At 72.3% G+C, this 26,647-nt stretch carries 27 protein-coding genes; 11 read left to right on the top strand and 16 right to left on the bottom strand.

The features are described from left to right. Positions 1-48: 48 nt before the first annotated feature. Positions 49-441, bottom strand: coding sequence for an ankyrin repeat domain-containing protein (locus ACZ6IM_RS12755; RefSeq protein ID WP_052837943.1), 393 nt, complete (start codon positions 439-441; stop codon positions 49-51). A gap of 269 nt (positions 442-710) precedes the next feature. Between ACZ6IM_RS12755 and ACZ6IM_RS12750 the strand changes: the two genes are divergently transcribed. Next, on the top strand, positions 711-905 hold the full coding sequence (locus ACZ6IM_RS12750; protein ID WP_003977410.1) for a hypothetical protein: 195 nt from the start codon (positions 711-713) through the stop codon (positions 903-905). 53 nt (positions 906-958) lie between these two features. Next, complete coding sequence (locus ACZ6IM_RS12745) at positions 959-2,737, top strand: hypothetical protein (RefSeq protein WP_052837942.1); 1,779 nt, start codon at positions 959-961, stop codon at positions 2,735-2,737. Positions 2,738-2,793: 56 nt separating this feature from the next. On the opposite strand, the gene ACZ6IM_RS12740 is transcribed toward ACZ6IM_RS12745, so the two are convergent. After that, complete coding sequence (locus ACZ6IM_RS12740; RefSeq protein ID WP_469556336.1) at positions 2,794-4,293, bottom strand: SCO1417 family PLP biosynthesis transcription factor; 1,500 nt, start codon at positions 4,291-4,293, stop codon at positions 2,794-2,796. A 101-nt stretch (positions 4,294-4,394) separates the two neighbouring features. Between ACZ6IM_RS12740 and yczE the strand changes: the two genes are divergently transcribed. The 4 genes from yczE (at position 4,395) to ACZ6IM_RS12720 (ending at position 7,911) form a co-directional block, all read left to right on the top strand. After that, entirely contained in the window at positions 4,395-5,087 is a 693-nt protein-coding gene (gene yczE, locus ACZ6IM_RS12735; protein WP_469556334.1) for a membrane protein YczE, read from the top strand. Further along, positions 5,084-5,851 carry a glycerophosphodiester phosphodiesterase gene (locus ACZ6IM_RS12730; protein ID WP_469556331.1) on the top strand — a complete coding sequence of 256 codons (768 nt, stop codon included), beginning with the start codon at positions 5,084-5,086 and terminating at the stop codon, positions 5,849-5,851. Before yczE ends, ACZ6IM_RS12730 begins: the two co-directional genes overlap by 4 nt. A 52-nt stretch (positions 5,852-5,903) precedes the next feature. Then, positions 5,904-7,259, top strand: coding sequence for an MFS transporter (locus ACZ6IM_RS12725; RefSeq protein WP_052837938.1), 1,356 nt, complete (start codon positions 5,904-5,906; stop codon positions 7,257-7,259). Between the two features lie 277 nt (positions 7,260-7,536). Next, entirely contained in the window at positions 7,537-7,911 is a 375-nt protein-coding gene (locus ACZ6IM_RS12720) for an RNA polymerase-binding protein RbpA (protein ID WP_003977404.1), read from the top strand. Between the two features lie 90 nt (positions 7,912-8,001). Here ACZ6IM_RS12720 and fxsA read toward each other — a convergent pair whose 3' ends face one another. The 4 genes from fxsA to ACZ6IM_RS12700 all read right to left on the bottom strand — a co-directional run bounded on the left by fxsA (position 8,002) and on the right by ACZ6IM_RS12700 (position 12,235). Beyond that, positions 8,002-8,586: an FxsA family membrane protein gene (gene fxsA / locus ACZ6IM_RS12715; protein ID WP_469556328.1), complete on the bottom strand. Its 585-nt coding sequence runs from the start codon at positions 8,584-8,586 to the stop codon at positions 8,002-8,004. Between the two features lie 46 nt (positions 8,587-8,632). After that, the gene (locus ACZ6IM_RS12710; RefSeq protein ID WP_469556431.1) at positions 8,633-9,577 is read right to left on the bottom strand and encodes a polyprenol monophosphomannose synthase; all 945 of its coding nucleotides are present in this window, start codon (positions 9,575-9,577) and stop codon (positions 8,633-8,635) included. A gap of 523 nt (positions 9,578-10,100) precedes the next feature. Next, positions 10,101-11,705 carry an amidohydrolase gene (locus tag ACZ6IM_RS12705; RefSeq protein ID WP_052837991.1) on the bottom strand — a complete coding sequence of 535 codons (1,605 nt, stop codon included), beginning with the start codon at positions 11,703-11,705 and terminating at the stop codon, positions 10,101-10,103. A gap of 89 nt (positions 11,706-11,794) precedes the next feature. Next, complete coding sequence (locus ACZ6IM_RS12700) at positions 11,795-12,235, bottom strand: Lrp/AsnC family transcriptional regulator (RefSeq protein ID WP_019983923.1); 441 nt, start codon at positions 12,233-12,235, stop codon at positions 11,795-11,797. 267 nt (positions 12,236-12,502) lie between these two features. On the opposite strand from ACZ6IM_RS12700, the gene ACZ6IM_RS12695 reads away from it, so the two are divergent. After that, on the top strand, positions 12,503-12,940 hold the full coding sequence (locus ACZ6IM_RS12695) for a hypothetical protein (protein WP_052837936.1): 438 nt from the start codon (positions 12,503-12,505) through the stop codon (positions 12,938-12,940). A gap of 195 nt (positions 12,941-13,135) precedes the next feature. Next, positions 13,136-13,453 carry a hypothetical protein gene (locus ACZ6IM_RS12690; RefSeq protein WP_052837935.1) on the top strand — a complete coding sequence of 106 codons (318 nt, stop codon included), beginning with the start codon at positions 13,136-13,138 and terminating at the stop codon, positions 13,451-13,453. Here ACZ6IM_RS12690 and ACZ6IM_RS12685 read toward each other — a convergent pair. After that, positions 13,416-14,591: an acyl-CoA dehydrogenase gene (locus ACZ6IM_RS12685; protein ID WP_469556323.1), complete on the bottom strand. Its 1,176-nt coding sequence runs from the start codon at positions 14,589-14,591 to the stop codon at positions 13,416-13,418. The two genes, ACZ6IM_RS12690 and ACZ6IM_RS12685, sit on opposite strands and share 38 nt — an antisense overlap. Positions 14,592-14,958: 367 nt before the next feature. Between ACZ6IM_RS12685 and ACZ6IM_RS12680 the strand changes: the two genes are divergently transcribed. After that, positions 14,959-16,224, top strand: coding sequence for a glycoside hydrolase family 18 protein (locus ACZ6IM_RS12680; protein WP_052837933.1), 1,266 nt, complete (start codon positions 14,959-14,961; stop codon positions 16,222-16,224). Between the two features lie 70 nt (positions 16,225-16,294). On the opposite strand, the gene ACZ6IM_RS12675 is transcribed toward ACZ6IM_RS12680, so the two are convergent. The 3 genes from ACZ6IM_RS12675 to ACZ6IM_RS12665 all read right to left on the bottom strand — a co-directional run bounded on the left by ACZ6IM_RS12675 (position 16,295) and on the right by ACZ6IM_RS12665 (position 18,692). After that, positions 16,295-16,957 (bottom strand): TetR/AcrR family transcriptional regulator, encoded by a 663-nt coding sequence (locus ACZ6IM_RS12675; RefSeq protein WP_052837932.1) that lies wholly within the window; start codon positions 16,955-16,957, stop codon positions 16,295-16,297. Between the two features lie 82 nt (positions 16,958-17,039). Then, positions 17,040-17,180, bottom strand: coding sequence for an SCO1431 family membrane protein (locus ACZ6IM_RS12670; RefSeq protein ID WP_161379883.1), 141 nt, complete (start codon positions 17,178-17,180; stop codon positions 17,040-17,042). A gap of 120 nt (positions 17,181-17,300) precedes the next feature. Beyond that, positions 17,301-18,692: a peptidase C39 family protein gene (locus ACZ6IM_RS12665; RefSeq protein ID WP_469556320.1), complete on the bottom strand. Its 1,392-nt coding sequence runs from the start codon at positions 18,690-18,692 to the stop codon at positions 17,301-17,303. Positions 18,693-18,875: 183 nt separating this feature from the next. Here ACZ6IM_RS12665 and ACZ6IM_RS12660 point away from each other — a divergent pair, with 183 nt between their 5' ends. Beyond that, positions 18,876-19,496: a uridine kinase family protein gene (locus tag ACZ6IM_RS12660; RefSeq protein ID WP_469556429.1), complete on the top strand. Its 621-nt coding sequence runs from the start codon at positions 18,876-18,878 to the stop codon at positions 19,494-19,496. Positions 19,497-19,926: 430 nt separating this feature from the next. Further along, positions 19,927-21,783 (top strand): AAA family ATPase, encoded by a 1,857-nt coding sequence (locus tag ACZ6IM_RS12655; RefSeq protein WP_052837929.1) that lies wholly within the window; start codon positions 19,927-19,929, stop codon positions 21,781-21,783. A gap of 83 nt (positions 21,784-21,866) precedes the next feature. Here the strand turns inward: ACZ6IM_RS12655 and ACZ6IM_RS12650 are convergent, their stop codons facing one another. The 6 genes from ACZ6IM_RS12650 to ribH all read right to left on the bottom strand — a co-directional run bounded on the left by ACZ6IM_RS12650 (position 21,867) and on the right by ribH (position 26,642). After that, positions 21,867-22,904, bottom strand: a complete 1,038-nt coding sequence (locus tag ACZ6IM_RS12650) for a hemolysin family protein (RefSeq protein WP_052837928.1) — start codon at positions 22,902-22,904, stop codon at positions 21,867-21,869. Then, on the bottom strand, positions 22,901-24,232 hold the full coding sequence (locus ACZ6IM_RS12645) for a hemolysin family protein (RefSeq protein ID WP_052837927.1): 1,332 nt from the start codon (positions 24,230-24,232) through the stop codon (positions 22,901-22,903). Before ACZ6IM_RS12645 ends, ACZ6IM_RS12650 begins: the two co-directional genes overlap by 4 nt. 203 nt (positions 24,233-24,435) lie before the next feature. Continuing rightward, positions 24,436-24,906: a PH domain-containing protein gene (locus ACZ6IM_RS12640; RefSeq protein WP_052837926.1), complete on the bottom strand. Its 471-nt coding sequence runs from the start codon at positions 24,904-24,906 to the stop codon at positions 24,436-24,438. Between the two features lie 41 nt (positions 24,907-24,947). Then, complete coding sequence (hisG, locus tag ACZ6IM_RS12635) at positions 24,948-25,805, bottom strand: ATP phosphoribosyltransferase (RefSeq protein ID WP_052837925.1); 858 nt, start codon at positions 25,803-25,805, stop codon at positions 24,948-24,950. A gap of 46 nt (positions 25,806-25,851) precedes the next feature. Next, positions 25,852-26,124 (bottom strand): phosphoribosyl-ATP diphosphatase, encoded by a 273-nt coding sequence (locus tag ACZ6IM_RS12630; RefSeq protein WP_011027788.1) that lies wholly within the window; start codon positions 26,122-26,124, stop codon positions 25,852-25,854. Positions 26,125-26,156: 32 nt separating this feature from the next. Then, a complete protein-coding gene (ribH, locus tag ACZ6IM_RS12625; protein ID WP_052837924.1) occupies positions 26,157-26,642 on the bottom strand; it encodes a 6,7-dimethyl-8-ribityllumazine synthase in 486 nt (161 codons plus the stop codon). Positions 26,643-26,647: the final 5 nt, after the last annotated feature.

The raw sequence follows: 26,647 nt of genomic DNA, 5'->3' as shown, positions 1-26,647 counted from the left end.
TCAGAAAAATGTGGAGTGGACCCGGACACGGCCCTCGCCACGGTCCCGTCACCGGGCGCCGAACAGCTCCAGCAGGTCCGTCCGAGCGAACATCCGCGCCGTGTCGACGGCCGACGGCGTGCCCGCCGCCGGGTCCGCGCCGGCCTCCAGCAGCGCCTTGATCACGTCCGTCTCCCCCTTGAAGGCGGCTCCGGCGAGCGGTGTCTGACCCCGGTCGTTGACGCGGTCGGCGTCGGCGCCACGGGTCAGCAGCGCGCGCACCGCGTCGGCGTGCCCGTGATAGGCGGCGAGCATGACGAGGGAGTCGCCGCGGTCGTTGGTGAGGTCGGCCGGTACACCGGCGTCCACGTACGCGACCAGCTCCTCGGTCCGCCCCTGCCGGGCCAGATCGAAGATCTTGGTCGCCAGCTCCACGACCTCGGGGTCGGGGGCTTCGCTCATCGGCCGGACCACCTCTCAGTACCGACGTGACGCTCGTCCGAGCCTGACGAACGCCGGGGACAACGTGTACGCACCGCCACGAGCGGTGCGGCGGTGCGGGTGAACCGCCAGGGTACTGGCTCGCGGGGCACCCGAGCGGACCAAGGACCTCTACGCCACTTGGGGCAATTCAGTCAAATTTCCCCCATTTGCACCTTTTATCGTATGGATACATGCTGTGAGCCTGGAAGTACTCATGGTGACTGTCCCCGTGAACCAGGAGAACTCACATGATCCTCTCGATCTCAGGCGTGGTCCTGCTCGGCATCGTCGTCTTCATCTTCTTCCGCAAGGACGGCCTCAAGGCCTCCCACGCGCTCGTCGCCGTCCTCTTCGGGTTCTACCTCGCGAGTACGGCCATCGCCCCGAGCATCAAGGCAGGCGGCGAGAGCCTGGCGGGCCTCCTCGGCGGCATCAAGTTCTGACGGCCCCGCTCCACCGCCCGACATCCGCACGTACGCACCTCCAGGAGGCAGCAGTGGCCCGGCGGCCCCTCCCCCGCATTCTGAGCAACGGCGGCGCACAGCTCGCCCGGAGCCGGGAGCTGGCCCGGACGGCGGCCGACAGCGCCACCGACGTCCTCCAGCCGCTGATCACGATCGCCCGCGGTCTGCGCCGACTGGCCGCGGCCGCGCGGCGCAGATGGACCGAGACCCCCAAGGACCGGCGCGGCGCGCTGCTGTTCCTGGTGGCCTCGGTGGTCCTGGTGGTGGCGCTCGTGCCGTACGGCCCGCTGCTCGCCGTCATCGTCCTGATGGCGGCGGCAGCCTGGCAGGGCAGGGAGCGCACCCCGGCGGCGCCCGTGGGCGCCGACGACGACACCCGGGCCAGGCGCCTGCAGTCGCTCTACGAGGCGCTGGTCCCGTACTTCTCCCTCGCGGAGGACCCCGACCCCCTGTACGCCCACGGCGGCGGGTGGGAGAAGGCGTTCCCGGCGTACGAGTTCGACGACGACGGCCGCGTCGCCCACCTCGTGATCCGCTACCCCGCCTACTTCACCGACGGGGAGGCCGAGTCCCGGGCCCGGATCGAGCACCTGCTCACCGCGAAGTCCGGCCGGGGCCGTGAGTACCACTTCACGTGGGACGAGGAGGCCAACCACCTCTGCGTCGACGTGCTCGCGGCGCTGCCCACCGACATCGCCGCCCAGCGTTTCGTGACGGCTCCCGGCGAGACCGTCCTCGGGTTCACCGACCCGACCCGGGTCCAGCGCACGCTCCCGCTCACCCACGGCGTGGAGCAGCGGGACGTACCGCCGGTCGTCTGGCGCACCGGTATCCGCTCGACCGAGCCCCACCTGCTGGTCCTGGGGCAGCCCGGCACCGGCACGTCCACCCTGCTGCGCTCGGTCGCCCTCCAGGCGCTGCACCACGGCGACCTGCTGATCGTCGACGGCGGCGGCACCGGGGAGTACGCCTGCCTGGTCGGCCGGGACGGCGTCCTGGCCGTGGAGTGCGGCCTCACCGGCGCGCTGACCAGCCTGGAGTGGGCCGCGGCCGAGACGGAGCGGCGGCTGATCTCCGTCAACCAGGCCCGCCAGCAGGGTCTGGCCGCACCGGACGACACCCGGCGACCCCTGTGGATCTTCCTGGACCGTCCGACCGCGTTCACGCACCTCGCCGCCACGGGCGGCCGCCGGGACCCGCAGACCCTGCTCCAGATCCCGCTGCGGCACGGCCGGGCCGCGAACGTGACGGTGGTCGTCGCCGACCAGCTGGACGCCCTGGACGGCCTCACCGACGCCGTACGGCAGCACACGCGCGCGCGTGTCGTGCTCGGCCCGGCCACCGCCGAGGAGCTGGCGAACGCGCTGGGCGCTCCCCCGCACACCACGCCCCTCACCCAGGTCCCGCCCGGGCGCGGATACGCCCGCCTGGGCACCGGCCCGGTGCACCGTCTCCAGGTTCCGGCCACTCCCGACCCCTACGACGACGCGACCAGCGAGGCACACCGGCAGGCGGTGCTCGACCTGCTCCCCCCGCGCACGACACCGGCGGACGGGGAGCAGGCCCCCCTTCCTCCGGAGGCGGAGGCGGAGGCGGAGGCCGAGGCCGTGGCGGAGGCCAAGGTGAAGGCCGTCTCCATGGAGAAGAAGGACGCCCCGGTCATCGTGGTCGCGAGCGAGCCGGAGGAGACCGCGTCGGACACGGAGCCGACCCCGGTGACGGCGGAGAAGGCGACGGCCGGGACACCGGCCGAGCCGGCTCCCGCTGACCCGGTCCCCGCCGAGGCCGTCGCGGCGGAGACCTCCTCCTGACCCCGTGGCCGGGGCGGCCCGACCCACCGCTCCGCCCCGGCCCCCTCGGACCGGCCCTAGGCCACGAACGTCCGGGGGGCCTCGCCGCCGCCGACGCCCCCGTTCTCCACCAGCCGGGCCGCGGCGGCCAGTCGTACCGCCGCCTCCTCGGCCACCGCGCCGCCGACCGTGAACGGCAGTCGGACGTATCCCTCGAAGGCGCCGTCGACGCCGAAGCGCGGCCCGCTCGGGACGCGGACCCCCACCCGCTCACCCGCCTCGGCGAGCCGGGAACCCGACAGGCCTCCGGTCCGCACCCACAGGGTGAGCCCGCCCCGGGGCACCTCGAACTCCCAGTCCGGCAGCTCCCGCCGTACCGCCGCCACCAGCTCGTCCCGGTTCTGCCGGGCCTGTTCGCGGCGCACCGCCACGGCCTGCTCCCAGCCGCCGGTGCTGAACAGCCAGTTCACGGCGAGCTGCTCCAGCACCGGTGTGCCCAGGTCGGCATACGCCCGCGCGGCGACCAGGCTGCGGATCACGTCGGGCGCGGCACGGACCCAGCCGATGCGCATCCCGGCCCAGAATGCCTTGCTCGCGGAGCCCACGGTGATCACGGTGGACCCGGCCGGGTCGAAGGCGCACACGGGGCGCGGCATCTCGACGCCCTCGTCCAGCCACAGCTCGCTCATCGTCTCGTCGGCCACGAGCACCGTCCCCGCGGACCGGGCCGCGTCCACCAGCCGCCGCCGCTGGTCGTCGTCGGCGAGCGCGCCGGTGGGGTTGTGGAAGTCGGCGACGACGTAGGCGATGCGGGGTGCGGCGTCGCGCAGCACCTGGCGCCAGCGGTCCACGTCCCAGCCGATGAGCCCCTCGGCCATCGCGACGGGCACCAGCCGGGCCCCGGCCTCGCGCATCAGCTGGAGGATGTTGGCGTAGGACGGGGACTCGACGGCGATGCGCTCGCCGCGGCCTCCGAAGAGGTGGCAGATGGCGTCGATCGCGCCCATCGCCCCCGTGGTCACCATGATCTGCTCGGGCATGGTGGGGATGCCCCGCGCGGTGTAGCGCTCGGCGATCATCGCGCGCAGCGCGGGCAGTCCGGCCGGATAGTCGCCGTGCGTGTGCGCGTACGGCGGCAGCTCCTCGAGGGCGCCCTGCACCGCGCGGGTGAGCCAGGGCTCGGGTGCGGGCAGCGCCGCGCAGCCCAGGTCGATCACCGAGCCGAGGGCCTCGGGCGGCAGCGGCTCGAGCCCCCGGGCCGGCAGCGGGTTCCCGGCCGGCACCGCGGTCCAGCTGCCCGCGCCCCGCCGGGACTCCAGGAAGCCCTCGGCACGCAGCGCCTCGTAGGCGGCGGCGACGGTGGTGCGGCTGACGGTCAGGGCGAGGGCCAGTTCCCGTTCGGCGGGCAGCCGGGCGGCGACCGGGACGCGGCCCTCCAGCACGAGCAGCCGGATGCCGTCGGCGAGTGCGCGGTAGGCCGGCGGGCGGCGGGTGCCGGGGCCGGCCGGCCGGTCCTGCTGGGAGCCGAGCAGTCGGGCGAGCTGTCCCGCTCCCACAGCCGAGGTCCATTGCGCCATGGAAATCAGTCCACCTTCCCCGAATTGGCCATGGTTGACTCTTCTTCCCAAGCCACAGGGTGTCATGTGGCAGGCCACTACCACCACCCAGGGGGCACCTCTTGTCCAGTCAGTCCAGGCAGTCGGGCCAGTCGGGCCAGTCGGGCCAGTCAAGGCGACTCACGCGGCGGCTGACCCAGCTCTACGGCGGTCTCGTGCTCTACGGCGCGAGTTCGGCGCTGCTGGTCAGGTCCGGGCTCGGGCTGGAGCCGTGGAACGTGCTGCACCAGGGCCTCGCTGAGCACACCGGGCTGTCGATGGGCGTGGTCCTGACCGTCGTGGGCGCCGTGGTGCTGCTGCTGTGGATCCCGCTGCGCCAGCGGCCGGGCCTCGGCACCGTCTCCAACGTGCTCGTGATCGGCGCCGCGATGGACGCCACGCTGGGCGTCGTCCCGGACGCCCACGGCTGGACTCTGCGGATCGCGGCGATGGTGGCGGGCATCGTCCTGAACGGCGCGGCGACCGGGCTGTACATCGCCGCCCGCTTCGGCCCGGGACCGCGGGACGGCCTGATGACGGGGCTGAACCGGCGCACGGGGCTCTCGGTGCGCCTGGTGCGGACCGTCGTCGAGATCACCGTCGTGGTGACGGGCTTCGCCCTCGGCGGCACGGTCGGACTGGGCACCCTGCTCTACGCCGTGTCGATCGGCCCGCTCGCCCAGGTGTTCCTGCGCGTGTTCGCCGTACCGGCGGCACCGGACGGCAGCACGGTGGTTGCCGCCGGTCAACCCCGGCGCGCGATACTGCGTCGGTGACCACCCCGATACGCCACCCCTACCTGGACCATCCCGGCCCCATAGCCTTCGCCCACCGGGGCGGGGCGGCGGACGGCCTGGAGAACACGCTGCGGCAGTTCCGCCGCGCGGTCGAGGCGGGCTACCGGTACATCGAGACCGATGTACACGCCACGCGGGACGGGAGGCTCGTCACCTTCCACGACGCGACCCTGGACCGGGTGACGGACGGGGCCGGGCGGATCGCCGACCTGCCGTGGGAGCGCGTGCGCCACGCGCGCGTGGCGGGCGAGGAACCCGTACCGCTCTTCGAGGACCTCCTGGACACCTTCCCCGAGGTGCGCTGGAACATCGACGTGAAGGCGGAGCCCGCGCTGCGCCCCCTCCTGGAGCTGATCGGGCGGAGGGACGCCTGGGACCGGATCTGCGTCGGCTCGTTCTCCGAGGCGCGCGTGGTCCGCGCCCAGCGACTCGCGGGCCCCCGCCTGGCCACCTCGTACGGCACCCGGGGCATCCTCGGTCTGCGGCTGCGCTCCTGGGGCGTACCTGCCGCGCTGCGCCGCTCGGCGGTGGCCGCGCAGGTCCCCGAGGCGCAGTCGGGCGTCCGGGTGGTGGACCACCGCTTCGTCCACGCCGCCCACGCGCGCGGGCTGCAGGTGCACGTCTGGACGGTCAACGATCCGGACCGCATGCACCGGCTCCTGGACCTGGGAGTGGATGGCATCATGACCGATCACATCGACACACTGCGCAAGGTCATGGAGGACCGCGGCGTCTGGGGATGAGCCCGGCCGTGCCCCGCGGACGGTGCGCGTTCACGGGGAAGGCGAGGGCACGGTGGGCACCGACACCCTGCGGACGGACGCGGCAGACGGGGCCGATCCAGCCGCCGAACGCCGGCGCGAGCAGCGCGGCTGGTACTTCTACGACTGGGCGTGCTCCGTCTACTCGACGAGCGTGCTCACCGTGTTCCTGGGTCCCTATCTGACCTCGGTCGCCGAATCGGCGGCGGACGCGGACGGCTATGTCCACCCCCTGGGCATACCGGTGCGCGCCGGGTCGTTCTTCGCGTATTCGGTGTCGCTCTCGGTGATCGTGGCGGTGCTGGTGATGCCGCTGGTGGGCGCGGCGGCGGACCGCTCGGGCCGCAAGAAGCCGTTGCTGGCCGCCGCCGCGTACACCGGCGCCGCGGCGACGACCGCCATGTTCTTCCTCGACGGCGACCGCTATCTGCTGGGCGGCCTGCTCCTGGTCGTCGCCAACGCGGCGCAGTCGGTCGCCATGATGCTCTACAACTCCTACCTGCCCCAGATCGCCCCGCCCGAGGAGCGCGACGCGGTCTCCTCCCGCGGCTGGGCCTTCGGCTACGCGGCCGGCTCCCTGGTTCTGATCGTCAACCTGGTCCTCTACACCGGCCACGACTCCTTCGGGCTGAGCGAGAGCGCGGCGGTCCGCATCTGCCTGGCGTCGGCGGGGCTGTGGTGGGGCGCCTTCGCGCTCATTCCGCTCCGGCGGCTGCGTGATCGGCGTGCGGTGGCCCGGGAGGCGGCGCTGCCCGGTTTCCGGCAGCTCGCGGCGACGGTCCGGGACATGCGGCGCCGCCCGCTGACGCTGGCCTTCCTGCTGGCGTACCTCGTCTACAACGACGGCATCCAGACGGTGATCTCCCAGGCCTCGGTCTACGGCTCCGAGGAACTGGACCTCGGGCAGTCCACGCTGATCGTGGCGATCCTGCTGGTCCAGGTGCTGGCGGTGGCGGGCGCGCTGGCGCTGGGCCGGCTGGCCCGCAGGTACGGGGCGAAGCGCACGATCCTCGGCTCGCTGGTCGCCTGGACGGTGACCCTCGCGGCCGGGTACTTCCTGCCGGCCGGGGCGCCGGTGTGGTTCTTCGTGCTGGCCGCCGGGATCGGGCTCGTCCTGGGCGGCAGCCAGGCGCTGTCCCGTTCCCTGTTCTCCCATCTGGTCCCGCCGGGCAAGGAGGCCGAGTACTTCTCGGCGTACGAGCTGAGCGACCGCGGGATGAGCTGGCTGGGACCGCTGCTCTTCGGGCTGACCTACCAGCTGACCGGGAGCTACCGGGACGCCATCATCTCGCTGGTGGCGTTCTTCGTCATCGGGTTCGCGCTGCTCGCGCGGGTCCCGGTGCGGCGGGCGATCGGCGACGCGGGCAACCCGGTACCCGAAAGGATTTAGCACTCGGCGCGAAAGGGCTGTAGTGTACGCGTTTGGCCTGCCAGGCGTACCGTTACTGCGCGTCAAAGGTGCCGAATCGCTATGTCACCTCTGCCAGCGGAGGTGACAAACCGGACGTCGGCGGGTACTGCACTGGTTGCAAGGCTGCGGCTGCGACGGCGACGCAGGGCCCGGATCGGGAGTCGGAACGGGAATCTTTACCGCCGCCCGGACGTTGACCGGATGACGACGACAGCGACACCTGTCCTGTGGGCGACAAGCCCGGGAGGCACGATTCATGAGTGAGCGAGCTCTTCGCGGCACGCGCCTCGTGGTGACCAGCTACGAGACGGACCGCGGCATCGACCTGGCCCCGCGCCAGGCCGTGGAGTACGCATGCGAGAAGGGGCATCGATTCGAGATGCCCTTCTCGGTCGAGGCGGAGATCCCGCCGGAGTGGGAGTGCAAGGTCTGCGGGGCCCAGGCACTCCTGGTTGACGGCGACGGCCCTGAGGAGAAGAAGGCCAAGCCCGCGCGTACGCACTGGGACATGCTGATGGAGCGACGCACCCGCGAGGAGCTCGAAGAGGTCCTCGAGGAGCGTCTGGCCGTTCTGCGCTCCGGCGCGATGAACATCGCGGTGCATCCGCGAGACAGCCGCAAGAGTGCGTAGCGGGAAACCGTAGGCGACACAACCGAACAACCGCGGGTGCCGTACATGAGCTTCATGTACGGCACCCGCGGTTTTGTCGTGTCCGCGGGCTCAGCGCGTCAGTGGAGGGCGGGGGCCTTGCGGGGCGTCGTCCGGATCGTCCCGTATGACCTCGCCCTGGACGACCTTGCCGTCCGGGCGGTGCATCCTCGCCTGGCGGAAGGCGTCGCCCAGGGTGCCGGGACCGGCGTCCCGGAGCTTGCGCTCCACCGTCCGCTGGGCGTACCGGCTCACCGCCTTCTGGACGGGGGGCAGCAGCATGAGCAGGCCGAGCGCGTCCGAGATCAGGCCGGGCAGGATCAGGAGCAGCCCGCCCAGCATCATCAGGCCATTGCCCTCGCTGTTCGGGCGGGCTTCGGGCGGCATACCGGATCCCATGCCCGACTGCTGCTGGTTGAGCGTCTCCGTGAGGTTGCGGAAGGCCCGGCGGCCCGCCGCCTTGATGACCACGGAGCCGAGGACCACGCCGGCGACCAGGAGCAGGAAGACCACGAAGCCGCTGGACGCGCCCGCCACCACGATCAGCAGCCAGATCTCCAGCACGAGCCAGGCGGCGACGCCCAGCGGCAGGAACGTGCGCAGCCGGGAGCGCGGAGGCCGGGCGGGGGACCTGGGGGTCTGAGCGCCAGTCGTCATACTCCCAGTGTGCCTGGCCCCGGCTCAGTGCGGCATAAGAGGCCGGTCAGGCCTTGGCGTCGGACGCCTTCTCCGACTCGGCACCCGACTTCGCCGACTCGTCACCGGGCTTGGCGGACTCGTCACCGGGCTTGGCCGACCGGTCACCGGACTTCGCCGGCTCGTCACCGGACGCCGCCTGTCCGTCGGCCGCCGTGCCGGGCCGCTTGTCCCGGCCCAGGACCTTGCCGACCCTCTCCCCCACGCCCCACGTGGTGACCCGCCACAGGGCCTCCACCAGGATGTCGCGGCTCATCTTGGAGTCGCCGAGTTCACGCTCGACGAAGGTGATCGGCACCTCCACGACGTGGTAGCCGGCCTTGATCGCGCGGCGGGCGAGGTCGACCTGGAAGCAGTAGCCCTGGGAGGCGACCTCCTCGAGGCCGAGCCCCTCCAGGGTCTCGCGGCGGAAGGCCCGGTAGCCGCCGGTGATGTCACGCAGCGGCAGGTCGAGGGCGATCCGCGAGTACATGCTGCCGCCGCGCGAGATGATCTCGCGGGACTTGGGCCAGTTCACCACCCGGCCGCCGGGCACCCAGCGAGAGCCGAGCACGAGGTCGGCACCCTTGAGCGCGGTCAGCAGGCGGGGCAGTTCCTCGGGCTGGTGGGAGCCGTCGGCGTCCATCTCGATCAGCACGCCGTAGCCGTGGTCCAGGCCCCAGCGGAAGCCGGCGAGATAGGCGGCACCCAGCCCTTCCTTGCCCTTGCGGTGCATGACCTGGACGTGGTCGTCCCCGGCCGCCAGTTCGTCGGCGATCTTGCCGGTGCCGTCGGGGCTGTTGTCGTCGGCCACGAGTACGTGCGCCTCCGGGACGGCCTCGCGCACGCGCGTGACGATCGCCCTGATGTTCTCCGCCTCGTTGTAGGTCGGGATGATCACCAAGGCCGTGCCCAGGGGGCCGAACCGCCTCTCCCGCCCCGCAGCCGCGGGCGTCCCGTCGCCGTCGTTCACCACTGCCCCTTCGTGTCCGTCCACAGAGGACCACCATAAACGCCGCGGCCTGCGCCGACGTGACAGGACGGTCGTACGGTGGTGTCGTTTTCCCGGAACCGGGGTAGGGATGGCCGATTCAGGCCATTTGTGCGACGGATGGGGGCCCGGCGCCCTTCGGGCCGGCCCGGGACCCGCCGGCTGCGGGTCGACCTAGGCCGTTGTCTACTGAGCGCCCGGGCCCCACCCGGGTCACACCTCCCGGCCGGCCGGAACGTTCCCTCGTCGCGGTGCGGGCACTGAGCCTGGCTCCCAGTGGCGGTGTCCCGGTGCGGCACACCGTCCTGACTCAGCGGCGCCGCGACGCTGTGCGGAAGGTTCCCCGGTCGGGCGTCCGGTGGTGGACTCGGCCGAACCTACCGGCCCCCCGCCGTCGCCTGTCAACAGCCGTTCCACCTGCACCTTTGATGTCAATGCGCAGGTCAGCGCGGAGGAGACGCAGGTCGTGGCCGCGCGAAGATCATCGCCCCGTCGGCCGTGGAGATCACTCGCCCGGCCGTACGAACACGGTCCGGCCGCCCACCACGGTACGCAGGCAGACGGGCAGGTCCCGGCCGGGGGTGAGGTCGGGCAGGCCGGGGGTGCCGGAGCGCGGGTCGGTCGACCAGCGCGCCACCCGGTCGTCCGGGGCCTGGACCACGAGTTCGCCGGTGCGCCACACGGCGTAGTCCGCGGGCACGCCCGGCACCAGGACACCCGCGTCGTCGCGGCCGATCGCCCGCCAGCCGCCGCGGGTGTGCGCCGTGAACGCCGCGCGGACGGAGACGCGGTGTTCCGCAGTGCGGTGGAAGGCGGCGGCCCGGACGGTGCCCCACGGGTCGAGGGGGGTGACCGGGCTGTCGGAGCCGAAGGCGAGCGGCACGCCGGCGCGCAGCAGGGCCGCGAAGGGGTTGAGCGTGCGCGCCCGCTCGGCGCCCAGGCGCCGGGCGTACATGCCGTCCTCGCCGCCCCAGAGCGCGTCGAAGGCGGGCTGGACGGAGGCGGTCAGACCCAGTTCGGCGAAGGCAGCGACCGTCTCAGGGGTGAGCATCTCGGCGTGCTCGATCCGGTGCCGGGCGGCGCGGACGCGGGTGAGGCCGATCTTGTCGGCGGCGGCGCGCACTCCCTCCACGACGGCGGTCACGGCGGCGTCGCCGATGGCGTGGAAGCCCGCCTGGAGGCCGGCCTCGGTGCACGCGACGACGTGCGCGGCGACGGCGTCGGCGTCCAGGTGGGCGGTGCCGGTGTGGCCGGCGTCGGCGTAGGGCTGGTGCAGACATGCGGTGTGCGAGCCGAGGGAACCGTCGACGAAGAGGTCTCCGGCGGCCCCGACGGCACCCAGCTCCCGCGCCTTGTCGACGTCCTGTTCGGCCCAGTAGCCGATCACCCGCGGCCCGGGCTCCTCGGCGGACAGGCGCAGCAGACCGGTGAGGTCGTCCTCGGAGGAGATCTCCGGCCCTGCGCATTCGTGAACGGTTCCAATGCCGAGGGAGGCGGCGTGCGCGAGGGCGGCGCGCTGGGCCCCGGCGCGCTGGGCGGGGGTGACGGCCCCCAGCGCCGCGGCGCGTACGGCGTGGTGGGCGTCGCCGGTGAGCGGGCCGTCCCCGCGGGGGAGGCCACCGGGCGCCAGGTCGAGCAGGGCGGTGGTGACGACGGCGGAGTGGACGTCGATACGACTGAGATAGAGGGGACGGCCGCCGGTCGCCGCGTCCAGTTCGGCGCGCGTCGGGGGCTGTCCGTCCGGCCAGCGGGCGGCGTCCCAGCCGTGGCCCAGGAGCACCCGGTCCTCCGGGCGGGCGGCGGCGAAGTCCCGTACGAGGGCGAGGGCCGCCTCGCGGGTCGGGGCGGCGGAGAGGTCGAGGCCGGTGAGCGCGAGGCCCGTGGCCGTGGTGTGCACATGTGCGTCGGTGAACGCCGGGGTGACGAGCGCGCCGTCGAGGTCGATCACCTCGTCGACCCCGTCCGCGAAGGCGTCCGCGGCGCCCTCCGAGCCGACCCAGGCGACCTGGCCGCGCTCGACGACCATGGCGGTCGCGAAGGGGTCGGCGGGACTGTGGACCTCGCCGCGGCGCAGCAGGACGGTCGAGGACGGGGTGGTGGACTCACTCATGGACACCAGTCTCGCCCCTCACGGACACCGCACGGCAGCCGGGGCGGGCCCGGCGGCCGCCCGTGGCTCCCGCTCCCGCGCGGGCGCCGTCAGATCCGCGGGGGCCGGGACTCGTAGGGGGTCGAGAGGACCACGGTGGTCCGGGTCGACACACCCGCCAGCGAGCGGACGCGCGCGAGCAGCTCCTCCAGCTCGTGCGGGGTGGCCACCCGGACCTTGAGGATGTAGTTCTCGTCGCCCGCGACGCTGTGGCAGGCCTCGATCTCGGGGACCCCGGCGAGGCGGTCCGCGATGTCGTCGGGGGCGCTGGGGTCGAACGGTTTCACCGAGATGAACGCGGTCATCGGCAGCCCGACGGCCTCCGGGTCGACGACCGCCGCGTAACCGCGGATGACGCCACGCTGCTCCAGCCGCCGCACCCGCTGGTGCACGGCCGACGTGGACAGGCCCGTGGCCTTGCCCAGGTCGGTGTAGCTCATCCGCCCGTCCTTGACGAGCAGCTGCACGATCTGTCGGTCCAGCTCCTCCATGGCGCAAGAACCTACAGTGCGGTTGATCTCCTCGGATACCTGAGCAGTCCGGGTCATGCCCCGTTCGTGATGTGACGGGGCGTCGGACGACGGCCGGGCGGGGACAAACCCACCGCACGGGGCATCTGCGAGCGGCATGTGACGAACACCACACTGGTTGAACGTTCTCCGTGATGTTCTCGTGATTACCCCGGAGGGGGGACGGGAAGTGCTTGCTGTGGTCGAGGCCGCAGTGCCGTCACGACCCAGCCCGAGGGGGAGAATCCCATGCAGAGTCTTAAGCGCCCTGGTCGTACCGCGCCCAAGCGGCAGCAGCCGGTCGTCGAGCCCGTATCGGAGGGCGTCGAACCCGACGCCTTCGACGACGAGGAACTCGACGCCTACGACACCTTCGAGATGTACCGGGTGTTCTGCCCGGACTGCGCGCAGCCCATCGCCCTGCTGGCGGACGAGGAGACGCTGCCGGAGCACGCGCTGTGCGCCTCGCCGTGGAACCCGTTCGGGCTCACGGTCTGCGCCGGCACCGGGCGCCGGGCCACCGAGGCGCGCCCCGCCGACGAGTCGTTCCAGCCCCACGAGCAGGACACCGCCCTGCTGTTGACGCTCCCCCGGGGCCTCGACTGGCGGACCCAGCCCTTCTCCCACGTCGGCGGCCCGGGCTCGCGCCCGATGCGGGTGCCGACGATGCGGCGCGAAGCGGCCTGAGGCTCCCGGGCACCCGGTTCGCGGGGCTCGCCCACCCACCGGGTCATCCCGACCGCGCCACGGCTCGCAGGACGCCGTGGCGCGGTTCGGTGGCGGACGGGTGGGCGGGCGGACGCGTGGACGGCGGACGCGCACGAACTCACTCTCGATTGCGCCCGCCGGTGACCTGTCCGCACTTCGCCGCGTTGCCCGGGTATGACCCCCACGTACTCGTCGACCGGGAGTCGGCGCCGCGTGTTCGTACCGGTGTACGCGGGACCGGTTCCCCCGGCCCCGCAGATTCCCGACCCGCCGATCTACCGCGAGCTGATGCGGACCTGGGCCGACGGCGGCCGCACCCTGCCGGGGCGCCACGACCCGGAGTGGGTCAGGCTCGCGGAACCCCCGCGCGGGCTCGGTGACTTCTTCGCCACGGGTGACTTCTTCACCACCGGTGACTTCCGGGTCGGCGGCGACTTCGCCGTCGCCGCCGACTTCAGCGCTCCTCGGGACCCGCGAGGTGACGGGCGATGACCATCCGCTGAATCTGGTTGGTGCCCTCGACGATCTGCAGCACCTTGGCCTCGCGCATGTACCGCTCGGCCGGGAAGTCGGCGGTGTAGCCGTACCCGCCGAGGATCTGCACGGCGTCGGTGGTGACCCGCATCGCCGTGTCGGTGCAGTGCAGCTTGGCCATGGCTGCCTGCTTGGCGAACGGCAGGCCCGCGTCGCGCAGCCGTGCCGCCGTCAGGTACAGGGCACGGCCGGCCTCGATCTGCGTCGCCATGTCGGCGAGCATGAAGCGCAGCCCCTGGAAGTCGGCGATCGGCTTGCCGAACTGCCGCCGCTCGCCCGCGTAGGACACCGCCGCGTCCAGCGCCGCCTGGGCCACGCCGATGGCGCAGGCGGCGATGCCGAGCCGGCCGGAGTCGAGCGCGGACAGGGCGATCGCGAAGCCCTGGCCCTCGTCGCCGAGGCGGCGGGCGTCGGGGACCCGCACGCCGTCGAGGTGGATCTGCGCGGTGGGCGAGCCCTTGAGCCCCATCTTCTTCTCCGGCACCGCGGCGCTCAGCCCCTCGGCGTCACCGGGGACCAGGAAGGCGGTGATGCCGCGCGGTCCCTCCTCTCCGGTGCGTGCCATGACGGTGTAGAAGTCGGCGATGCCGCCGTGCGTGATCCACGCCTTGGTGCCGGTGATCACCCAGTCGCCCCCGCTCTCGCGCACGGCCCTGGTGCGCAGCGAGGCGGCGTCGGAGCCGGAGGCGGGTTCGGAGAGGCAGTAGGCGCCCAGCAGGCCGCCGCCGAGCATCGCGGGCAGGTGTTCGGCCTGCTGCTCCTTGGTGCCGTGGGCGGCCAGCGCGTAGGAGGCGAGCGTGTGCACGCTGACGCCGAGGCCGACGGTGAGCCGGGCCGCGGCCAGCTCCTCCAGGACCTGGAGGTAGACCTCGTACGGCTGCTCGCCGCCGCCGAACTCGGGGTCGTAGGGCAGGCCGAGCAGGCCGGCGTCGGACAGGAGGGTGAAGACCTCGCGCGGGAAGCGTCCGGTGTCCTCCTCCTCGGCCGCGCTCGGGGCGATCTCACGCTGCGCGATGTCGCGGACGAGCGAGATCAGGTCCCGTGCCTCGTCCGTGGGCAGATGCCGGTCCACCGGCTGCGGGGCGCGGTCGGGCATGGCGACGCTCTCCTCCCTGTCGGGCACATCGGCGGACGTGCGCCTTGGGTGGAGGCGGCTCCGCCGGGTCGTTCGGCCTGGCCGATGCTCGCACTCCCGGGTCGCGGAAGCGGCTGACCAGCGGCTGTGCGCTGTGAGTATGCCCGATCGGAGGCATGGAGTCACCAGTTAACGACCGCTTACTCAAAGAATTCGGAGAACGGGTCCGGCCAGGCCCCGAGGACAGGGATTCCCGCCCTCGGAAACCGAGAATGGTCCGCACCATTGACCACACTGGTCTAGTCCTCCTACGGTGACGGACCGAACGCCTAATCGCGTTCATGCCAATCGGCGCGCGTTTCCCTCTTCCCCCACGAGGAGACACCCGATGCACGTCCCGCACCTCCCCCGCGTCCGCCCCATCCGGACGCTGTTCTCCGCCCTGTGCACCGTCGCCCTCGGCGCCGGGCTGCTGGCCGGCGCCGGCCCGGCCACGGCGGACGCGACGGCACCCGCCGCACAGGCCGAGGCACCCGCCGCGCAGGCCGCGGCCGGGTCCAAGGTCGTCGGCTACTTCACCGAATGGGGCGTCTACGACCGCAACTACCACGTCAAGAACATCGAGTCGTCGGGCTCGGCCGGCAAACTCACCCACATCAACTACTCGTTCGGCAACGTCACCGGCGGCAAGTGCGCCATGGGCGACGCCTACGCGGCGACCGACCGGGCCTACACCGCCGCCGACTCCGTGGACGGCGTCGCCGACACCTGGGACCAGCCGCTGCGGGGCAACTTCAACCAGCTGCTCAAGCTGAAGAAGAAGCATCCCGACCTGAAGATCCTCTGGTCGTTCGGCGGCTGGACCTGGTCCGGCGGCTTCGCGCAGGCCGCGCAGAACCCGGAGGCCTTCGCCCAGTCCTGCTACGACCTGGTCGAGAACTCCAAGTGGGCCGACGTCTTCGACGGCATCGACATCGACTGGGAGTACCCGAACGCCTGCGGCCTGAGCTGCGACACCAGCGGCCGCGACGCCTTCCCGAAGCTGATGGGCGCCCTGCGCGCCAAGTTCGGCCAGGACTACCTGGTCACCGCGGCGATCACGGCCGACGCCACGGCCGGCGGCAAGATCGACGCGGCGGACTACGCGGGCGCCGCCCAGTACGTCGACTGGTACAACCCGATGACGTACGACTTCTTCGGCGCCTGGGACGCCACCGGCCCGACCGCTCCGCACTCGCCGCTGACCTCGTACTCCGGCATCCCGAAGGAGGACTTCCACACCTCGGCGACGATCGCGAAGCTCAAGGGGCTCGGCATTCCGTCCTCGAAGCTCCTGCTCGGGCTCGGCTTCTACGGCCGCGGCTGGACCGGTGTCACCCAGTCGGAACCGGGCGGCACCGCGACCGGCCCGGCGAAGGGCACGTACGAGAACGGCATCGAGGACTACAAGGTGCTGAAGACCAGCTGCCCGGCGACCGGCACGGTGGGCGGCACCGCGTATGCCAAGTGCGGCAACGACTGGTGGAGTTACGACACTCCGCAGACCGTCGCCACCAAGATGTCGTACAAGAACGAGCAGGGTCTCGGCGGCACCTTCTTCTGGGAGCTGAGCGGCGACACCGCGAACGGTGAGCTGATCAAGGCGATCGACTGAACCACCCGGCGCGCACGGGGGGCGAGGGGGCGGAGACCGGCTAGGGTCTCCGCCCCCTCGTCAAGCTTCGTCAGACGTCGTCCCGGCGGGCCGGGGCGGGGGCCGGGTAGGCGGGGTCCAGTTCCTCGATGGCGCGCAGCGTGCCGCCGAGCGACCTCACCAGCAGCTCACGCATGGTCTCGCGGGGCAGTTCCGGGCGGCCGATCCAGTCCAGGGTGGCTCCCTCGACACCGCACACCCAGGCCAGCAGGCCCATGCGGGCCAGCGGCCCGATGTCCGAGCGCCCGTACGCCCCCTCGGCGATGGTGACCACGATCGCCTCGCGCACCCCGTCCCGGATGGCGTGCACCTCGGCGTCGAAGCCGACTCCGCCGCTGACGATGGTGCGGTAGGCGGCCTGGTTGTGCTCGGCGTAGCGCAGGTAGCCGTCGATGGTGCGGTGGACGCGGTCCACCTGCGGCAGTTCGGTGCCGCGGGCCGCCGTGGTGACGAGGCCGGCGACGGAGTCCTGGATGATCGCCAGGTAGTAGCCCCGCTTGGACTGGAAGTAGTAGTAGATCAGCCCCTTGGCGACATGCGCCTGGCGGGCGATGTCGTCCATCGAGAGCGCGTCGTACGACGTGTCGGCGAACAACCTCCGCCCGATGGCGATAAGTTCGGCGCGGCGCGCCAGCGAGCGCTCGGTGCCGCGCGCCCGGGGACGGGCGTCGACACCTTGTTGACTGATATTCAATTTCGACCCTGGTCTCCTACGGGCGGCGGGACATCCGCAGTATGGCAGGTCGGGTCGTGGGGCAGGTCACACGCGGGTCACGTCACAGAAGGCCCAGCTGAACCACGAGCATCGCGACCACCACGACGAGGGTCCAGCCCATGACGTGCTCGAGGATCTTCGGGCCATCGTCCTTGGGGCCGCCGGTGCGGACACGGGTGGCGGCTGCGGTGTGTGCGGTCATGGCTTCTCGCTGGTCTCGGGTTCGGCTTCGGCGGAGTCCCCCCGCTCACGGTGTCCACCTTGCCACCGTGAGCGGCTTTTGCGGCCGAGAGCTTGGTCACAGCGGGGCGGCCCGGTCCGCTCAGCGCACCCCCACCGCCGCGAGCGCCTTGAGCTGACGCGGGCTGGGGTGGGCCGGGAAGTACAGGTAGCAGACGCCGCCGGTGCCGGAGACGACCTTGCCACTGGCGTTGTACCGCTTGGTCCTGAGCCAGATGTTCTCCCACTCGCGCCGCTTGTAGACGCGGCGCACGGCGTCGTTGTCGTCCGAGGCCGGGTCGTTGGCGATCACGTCCCCGTCGGCGGTGAAGCCGATCACGGTCATCAGGTGGCCCGAGGTGCCGTAGCCCGACCCGGTCAGTTCCTCCTCCAGGAACGACTGGGACGTTATGGCCGGAATTCCGGCCGCGATCAGCGTCTCCAGGTCGGCGAGGGAGCCGAGGCGGGTGACCACGCCCTGGAGGCCGTCGAACGTGGCGGCGTAGGCGGCGTTGAACGGCCAGTTGCCGCAGCCGGCGTACTGGTGGTCGTACGTGTACCGGGCGGCGTGGCAGACCTGCGGGTCGGCGTACGCGGGATCGACCCAGGCGAGCTGCTCCTCGGTGAGGCGCCCGCCCCAGTACTCGATGATCATCTGCGACGAGGTGGGGCTGCACCATGCCTCGCCGCCGTTGTCGTACTCGGGGTACTGGCCCTTGTGGATCTCCTGCGAGTAGCGCGGCACGCGCAGTTCCCCGGCGTGGCGGGGGGTGGAGGCGGGGACGGTGAAGCGGTCGGGGACGTCGGAGCCCATCGCGCCGAGCCGCCAGACGGTGGGCGTGGCGCGCGTGCCGGGGCGGCGGTGGAGGGTGAGCCGGAGCCGGTAGGAGACCAGGCGCAGGCCGGTGGAGGCGTCGTCGACGGAGAAGGTGTCGGTCCAGACGCTGCTCTTGCCGTCGCCCTGGTCGTCGACCGAGGTCCGGCGGATGTCCCGCTCGCCGTCGCCCGCCGCCCAGCGGCCCATCACGTACCAGGGCGTGTCCGTGCCGTCGGAGTAGGTGCCCTTCAGTTCGACCTGGATCCAGGTGCCGCCCGGGGTGTGCGCGTTCCAGGAGGCGATGACCTCCGTCGAGGGCACGGTGAGCCGGTGGACGGGGGAGGTCCAGGTGGCGTACTCCCAGGCGGCGGTGGTGCCGCTGTGCGGGTCGGTGTAGTCGGTGGTGCCGGCCGGGGCGCCGATCACCACGCCGGGGCGGGCGCCGGCGACGGGGCGGGCGCCGCGCACGGTTCCGCGCCGCCAGTCGGCGTACGTGGTCCAGGCGTGGTAGTCCACCGGCCGGGCGCCGGCCCGGCCGGGGTCCGCGCCGCCGTCGGCGCCGGAGCCCGCGCCGTGCGCGGACTGGGCTGCGGCCGGGATCGCGCCGCCCGCCACAGCGGCGGCGGCGACGGCCGCGGCCAGGAGGGCCCTGCGGGACGGCTGTTCGACTCTGCTCATGGGCGGGAGACCCCCAGGTGTCCGGGTCGGGCGGGTCCGTCGTTGCACGGTCGTGCGCCAACTATGGCCGCAGCCGCCCGCTCCTGCCAGCACTTCCACGCACGCCACGCCACCAATATTGGTGTCGACCACTGGCTAGAGTGCGGGGGAACGCGTCCGTCCCTCCCACCCTCAGGATCCGCCATCCGCGACCTAGCAGCCCGGCTCCGCCGGCTTCCCCCCTCCTGCGGCCCCGTACGCCTGATCGGTGTCGACGGGTACGCCGGTTCCGGGAAGTCGACGTTCGCCGGGCGCCTGGCGGCCGGCCTGGGCGGTGCGCCGGTGCTGCACCTGGACGACATCGCCAGTCACGACGAGCTGTTCGACTGGACCGCACGGCTGCTCGACCAGGTGATCGAGCCCCTGCGACGCGGTGACACCGCCCATTACGCCCCCTACGACTGGCACACCCGGCGTTTCGGCGCCCCCCGTCCGCTGCCGCCCGCTCCCGTGATGCTGGTCGAGGGCGTCGGCGCCGGCCGCGAGGCGCTGCGGCCGCACCTGGCCGGGCTGCTCTGGATGGACCTGCCCCGGGAGCGGGCGTGGGCACGCGGACGGGCGCGCGACGGAGCGGAACAGCGGACGTTCTGGGACGGGTGGATCCCGGCCGAGCGCCGGCACTTCGCCGAGGACCCCTCGCGCCCCTTCGCGCACCTTCTGGTACGACAGCGCGAACAGGGGTACGAGGTGCTGCCGGGGCCCACGGGAACCGCCTCCGGAGCCCACTTCCTCACCCAGAGTGACGGACCTTCCGCAATGTGTTGAACTCGTGAAGATCGCGCACCGACGACCCGCCGGCGTGCCCCAACTTGGCTTGACCCAGGGGCCGTACAGGTCTTACGTTCTGGATGTGCGGCAGTTCGAAGCCGCCGGCAGACGCGAAGCCCCCGGTTGTTCCCCCGTGATCGGGGGCTTCGTTCTGCCCTGAGCCCGTTTTCCGGCTGCTCCGCGGGGCCGCACACTCACCCTCAGTCACCACCCGGTCCGGCGCCCCAACCCGCTCCCACCTCGTGGAACGACCCCTCCCGCACCCTTCGGAGGAAAGACCGCCGCGGGTACGATGCCCTCGGTGCGACCTACGGGAGATTGCCGCACGCACCTGCAACTCCGGTCCGCGGTACCGCCGTTGACCGAGGCGGCCGACGAGCGACGGCTCGGCGGCATACCGACGGGGGCACGGTAGGTGGGGGACGTGATGGACTTCGGCGCGCAGGGCCCACAGGCCCCGGCCGAACTCGCCTGGCTGCGCGGCGTGGACGCCTACACCATGGGGGCCTACCCGCAGGCGGAGGAGGAGTTCCGGGCGGCGGTGCGGATCGATCCCACGATGGCCGACGGGTGGCTGGGACTGCACGCGTTGCGCGTCGACACGACGAACGCGCTCCTGCGAATGTTCCGCAACCGCGACCGCTTCGGCGAGCAGCGGGCGCGCCATCGTCGGACGCTCAACTCCTGGTACTGGCTCGGCTGGTGGGTGCAGCCGGTGCTGGAGAACCCGCGCGATCTGCTGCTGGCGCACGCCTCGCACTGGCTGGACGGACGGCACGTCCCGGAGCTGGACCGGGCCCTGGCCGGGCTGCCTCCGGTGGACTCCGACCCCCAGGTCCGCTTCCTGCACGCGTGCCGCGCCTACCTCGTCAAGGACTGGGAACAGCTCGTCCGGCACACCGATCCCCTGCTCGGCGACCCCTTACTCGGCATCGAGGCGGGCCTGTTCAGCGGCATGGCCCGGGTCCGGCTGGAGATGTACGGGCAGGCCGAGCCGCTGCTTTCGGCGGCGCTGATGCGGTGCCGCAGCGAGCAGCCGCAGCGCAAGGAGCTGCGCTACTGGCTGGCGCGGGCCCACGAGGGCACCGGGCGCAGCGCCGCCGCGCTCCCGCTGTACCGGGCGGTGCACCGCGTCGACCCCGCGTTCATGGACACCTCGGCCCGGCTGGCCGCGATCGCCGAGGGCGACGGCTACGACGACGCGACCGACCTCGCGGGGCTCGCGCAGGCGGGCGCCGGTACGGACGGCCTGGACGGTCTCGACCCCTTCTTCGGCACCGAGGAGCGCGACGTCAAGCTCTCCGCGCCCGAGCCGGCGCCGTCCGCCCCGCTGCCGCCGCTCGGCGGACCCTCGGTGCGCGAGAAGGCGGGCGGACCCGACCCGTCCCTGCCCAGCGGGCCCACCGATCCCGCGTTGCTGGAGGAGGCGCTCGCCGAGCTGGAGCGGATGGTGGGCCTCGAACCGGTGAAGCGGCAGGTCAAGGCGCTCTCCGCGCAGCTGAACATGGCTCGGCTGCGGGCCGGGCAGGGCCTGCCCGTGCAGCCGCCCAAGCGTCACTTCGTCTTCTCCGGCCCCTCCGGCACCGGCAAGACCACCGTGGCCCGCATCCTGGGCCGGGTCTTCTACGCCCTCGGACTGCTCGGCGGCGACCACCTGGTGGAGGCGCAGCGGGCCGATCTGGTGGGCGAGTACCTGGGCCAGACGGCGGTGAAGGCGAACGAGCTGATCGACTCCGCGCTCGGCGGTGTCCTCTTCGTCGACGAGGCGTACTCCCTGTCCAACTCGGGTTACGGCAAGGGCGACGCGTACGGCGACGAGGCGCTCCAGGTGCTGCTGAAGCGGGCCGAGGACAACCGGGACCACCTGGTGGTGATCCTGGCCGGCTATCCGGAGGGCATGGACCGGCTGCTGACGGCCAACCCGGGGCTGTCGTCCCGCTTCACCACCCGGGTCGACTTCCCGTCGTACCGGCCGTCGGAGCTGACCTCGATCGGTGAGGTGCTCGCGGCGGAGAACGGGGACGGATGGGACGAGGAGGCGCTGGACGAACTGCGGTCGATCGCCGGGCACGTGGTGGACCAGGGGTGGATCGACGAGTTGGGGAACGGGCGGTTCCTGCGGACGCTGTACGAGAAGAGCTGCGCGTACCGGGATCTGCGGTTGTCCGCGTATCCCGGGGTGTTGACGCGGGACGACCTGGCGACCTTGCGGTTGCCGGATCTGATGCAGGCGTACGGGGAGGTGCTGTCGGGGCGGGGGCCGGGAGAGCCGTCGGCCACGTAGCCGCCCTGGGGGTGCCTCCCAGGCCGTTCAGGCACTGGGGAGGCACGACTTGCCCGCGGCAGCGGCGGGACGACTGTCCGCGGCTACGTCGCCAGGGTCACCTCTCTGTGGGCCGGGTCCCGCACCTCGCCGACCAGGAGTTCCAGTACATCCTCCAGGGCCACCAGGCCGAGCACCTTTCCGGACACGTCCGTGACCTGGGCCAGGTGGGTGGCCGCGCGGCGCATCACCGTGAGGGCGTCGTCCAGGGGAAGTTCGGGGCGCAGGGTGGTCATCGGGCGCCACAGGTGCTGGGGGACGGCACGGTCGGACTCCTCCAGGTCGAGGACGTCCTTGACGTGCAGGTAGCCCATGAAGGCGCCCTGGTCCGCCGCGATCGGGAAGCGCGAGTACCCGGTGCGGGCGGTGAGCGCGACGATCTCCCCGGGCGTGACCGAGGGGCTGACCGTCACCAGGGACTCGCGTGCGAGGAGGACGTCCGTCACCGGGCGGGAGCCCAGTTCCAGGGCGTCCTCCAGGCGTTCCTGCTCCTCCGGGTCGAGGAGTCCGGCCTGGCCGGCGTCCTCCACCAGGCGGTTGAGCTGCTCGCTGGTGAAGACGGCCTCGACCTCGTCCTTGGGCTCGACACGGAAGAGCCGCAGGATGCCCTGGGCGCAGGCGCCGAGGGCGACGGTGATCGGCCTGCAGAGGCGGGCGAAGGCGACCAGGCCGGGGCTGAGCCACAGCGCCGCCTTCTCGGGGGCGGCCATCGCGAGGTTCTTCGGGACCATCTCGCCGATGACCAGGTGGCAGAAGACCACGGCGGCCAGCGCGATGACGTAGCCGAGCGGGTGGATCACGCCGTGCGGCAGGTGGATCCACTCGAAGACCGGCTCCAGCAGGTGGGCGACGGTCGGTTCGGCGACGGCGCCCAGCGTCAGCGAGCACACGGTGATGCCGAACTGGGCGGCGGCCATCATCTGCGGCAGCCGTTCCAGGCCGTACAGCACCTGTCGGGCGCGGGCGGTGCCGAGGGGTTCGATCTGGCTGCGGCGCACGGAGACGAGGGCGAACTCGGCTCCGACGAAGAAGCCGTTGGCGAGCACGAGCAGCGCGGCGAAGAGGAGTTGCAGGACGCTCATCGGACGGCCTCCAGCGCGGAGACCGCGGCGGTGCGCACCAGCCGTATCCGCTCGGCGCGGTAGTGGCCGACCTGGCGGACGGAGAGCCGCCAGCCGGGCAGTTCCGCGCGGTCGCCGACGGCCGGGATGCGGCCGAGCAGGTCGGCGACGAGTCCGGCCACCGTCTCGTACGGGCCCTCGGGCGCCTCCAGGCCGACGCGGCGCAGCATGTCGACGCGGCAGCTGCCGTCGACGTCCCAGGCGGGGCGGCCGTCCTCGGGCGGTGCGGGGGCGAGTTCGGGCGCGTCGAGGCCGTCGTGCTCGTCGCGGACCTCGCCGACGAGCTCCTCGACGATGTCCTCCAGGGTGACGACGCCGGCCGTGCCGCCGTACTCGTCGACCACGACCGCGATGGGCTGCTCGCTGCGCAGCCGGGTGAGCAGCGGCCGTACGGGCAGGGTCTCGGGGACGAGCAGCGCCGGGCGGGCGATCCGGCCTGCCGGGGTGCGCAGCCGGTCGTGCACGGGGACCGCGAGGGCGTCCTTGAGGTGGACCATGCCGACGATCTCGTCGATCTTCTCCCGGTAGACGGGGAAGCGGGACAGCCCGGTGGCACGGGTCAGGTTGACGACGTCCTCGGCGGTGGCCGTGGAGTGCAGGGCGCTGACCTTCACGCGCGGGGTCATGACGTGCTGGGCGGTCAGTTCGCCGAGTGACAGGGTCCGCACGAAGAGGTCCGCGGTGTCCTGTTCCAGGGCGCCGGCCCGGGCGGAGTGCCGGGCCAGGGAGACCAGTTCCCCGGGGGTGCGGGCGGAGGCCAGTTCCTCGGCGGGTTCGATGCCGAGCGCGCGGACCAGGCGGTTGGCCACGGTGTTGAGCGCGGCGATCACCGGGTGGAAGAGCCGGGCGAAGGCGTGCTGCGGGCCGGCGACGAAGCGCGCGACCTGGAGCGGCTTGGACACCGCCCAGTTCTTGGGCACCAGTTCGCCGATCACCATCTGGACGGCGGAGGCCAGCAGCATGCCCACGACGACGCAGACGCCGGGGACCGCGCCGTCCGGCAGGCCGATCGCCGTGAACGGGCCGTCGAGCAGCCGGGCGAGCGCCGGTTCGGCGAGCATGCCGACGACGAGGGAGGTGATGGTGATCCCGAGCTGGGTGCCGGAGAGCTGGAAGGACAGCTCCTTGAGGGACTCGACGACCCGCTGGGCGCGCCGGTCGCCGGCCGCGGCGGCCTGCTCGGCGTCGGGCCGTTCGACGGTCACCAGGCCGAACTCGGCCGCGACGAAGAAGCCGTTGGCGAGGATCAGCAGGAACGCGGCTGCCAGGAGCAGCAGGGGGGTGGTCATGATGCCGCCGCCTGTGGGGTGTCACAGCAGGGAGCGGCGCAGGTACTGCAGGACGGTCCGTCCATCGCCGGAGGGAGTCACTCCTCGGGTAGCAGGAACCCCGTGCACCGGGCGGAGCGACGGGGCGGGGACGCGACGGGCCGCGTCCTCGTTCCCAGATTAATCACGAAAAGGGTGCCCGCGGCAGGGTCGGCGGCGCCGCGTCAGTCACTCGGTGCCTCGGGGAGGGCACCGGAACGGGCCTCCACGAGGTCGCGCAGGGCGCGTGCGTCGGCGAGGGCCTGCTGCTTGGCGATGCCCGGCTGGATGCCGAGGGCGGGCAGACTGGTGCCGTCGCTGAGGTCGAGGAAGACCCAGGGGTCGCCCTGGCGGAGGTTGACCCGGAGGACCTCGGGCCAGGCGAGGTGCCGCCTGGCGGTGAGGTTGACGACGGTGACGCCCGTCTCGTCGGCGACCACCCGGGGCCGGGCCAGCAGGAGCAGCACGCCGGCCAGGACCAGGGCGGTCAGGACGAAGCTGAGGCGCTCCCCCGGGCCGAGGCCGCCCAGCAGCATCCCGACCGCCGTGACGGTCACGAAGGTGACGACCGCGAGGACGATCAGGACGGCACGGGTGCGGCCCGGACGGAAGGTGACGGGCAGGGCCGGCAGGTCGTCCGGCGTGGTGTCGGGCATGGCGTGGCTCCGGTGGTGCTCCTGGTACGGCGGGCGGCGGGTCAGAGCCGGCAGGCGTGGATGGCCGTGGTCAGGATGGCCCGGGCACCGATCTCGTACAGGTCGTCCATGATCCGCTGGGCCTCCTTGGCCGGGACCATCGCGCGGACGGCGACCCAGCCCTCGTTGTGCAGCGGGGACACGGTCGGGGACTCCAGGCCGGGGGTGAGGGCGACGGCCTTCTCCAGCTGCTCCACCCGGCAGTCGTAGTCCATCATCACGTACGTCCGGGCCACCAGGACGCCCTGGAGGCGGCGCAGGAACTGCTGGACCTTGGGCTCGGTGGTGTCGTCGGGCTCCGCGTTCGAGCGGCGGATGACGATGGCCTCGGACTTCATGATGGGCTCGCCGAAGACCTCCAGCCCCGCGTTGCGCAGGGAGGTGCCGGTCTCCACGACGTCCGCGATGACCTCGGCCACGCCGAGTTCGATGGCGGTCTCGACGGCGCCGTCGAGGTGGACGACGGAGGCGTCGACGCCCTGCTCGGCCAGGTGGGCGGCGACGATGCCCTCGTAGGAGGTGGCGACGGTGCGGCCCTTGAGGTCGGTGACGCCGTTCGCGGTGCCCGGCTTGCCGGCGAAGCGGAAGGTGGAGCGGGCGAAGCCGAGCGGGAGGATCTCCTCGGCGTCGGCACCGGAGTCGATCAGCAGGTCGCGGCCGGTGATGCCGATGTCGAGCTTGCCGGAGGAGACGTAGATCGCGATGTCGCGGGGCCGGAGGTAGAAGAACTCGACCTCGTTGGTCGGGTCGACGATCCGCAGTTCCTTGGCCTCGCGGCGCTGCTGGTAGCCGGCCTCATGCAGCATCTCCCCCGCGGGGCCTGACAGGGAACCCTTGTTGGGGACGGCGATGCGCAGCATGAGGTCGGCTTCCTTTGCGTGGAGGGTGAAGAAAAGGGGGTGTGGCTTACAGGTGGGCGTAGACGTCGTCCAGGGAGATGCCGCGGGCGACCATCATCACCTGGACGTGGTACAGCAGCTGGGAGATCTCCTCCGCGGCGGCGTCCTTGCCCTCGTACTCGGCGGCCATCCAGACCTCGGCGGCCTCCTCGACGACCTTCTTGCCGATGGCGTGGACCCCCTTGTCCACCAGCTCGGCGGTGCGGGAGGTGGCGGGGTCGCCGTTGGCGGCCTTGTGCTGGAGCTCGGTGAAGAGCTCCTCGAAAGTCTTCTTGGACATGGTGGCTCCACTTTACGCGTGTGCCGGACGGCCTAGCGCCACGGTTCGGATACTGAGCGGAGCGTGGCCGCCGTGGCGACGGCCGCGGTCACCGCCTCGTGTCCCTTGTCCTCACTGGAGCCCTCGATGCCGGCCCGGTCCAGGGCCTGCTCCTCGGTGTCGCAGGTGAGGACGCCGAAGCCGACGGGGACGCCGGTCTCGACGGACACCTGGACCAGGCCCTGGGTGACGCCCTGGCAGACGTAGTCGAAGTGGGGGGTGCCGCCGCGGATGACGACGCCGAGGGCGACGATCGCGTCGTAGCCGCGGCCCGCGAGGACCTTGGCGACCACCGGCAGCTCGAAGCTGCCGGGGACCCTGAGCAGGGTCGGCTCGTCGATCCCGAGTTCGCGCAGGGCGCGCAGGGCGCCGTCGACCAGTCCGTCCATCACCTTGTCGTGCCACTGCGACGCGATCACGGCGACCCTGAGGTCCCCGACGTTGCGTACGGACAGTTCCGGTGCACCCTTGCCGCTCACGTGTC

The sequence above is a fragment of the Streptomyces sp. NPDC042336 genome, assembly GCF_055581985.1.
This window is presented reverse-complemented; position numbering and strand designations above follow the sequence as displayed.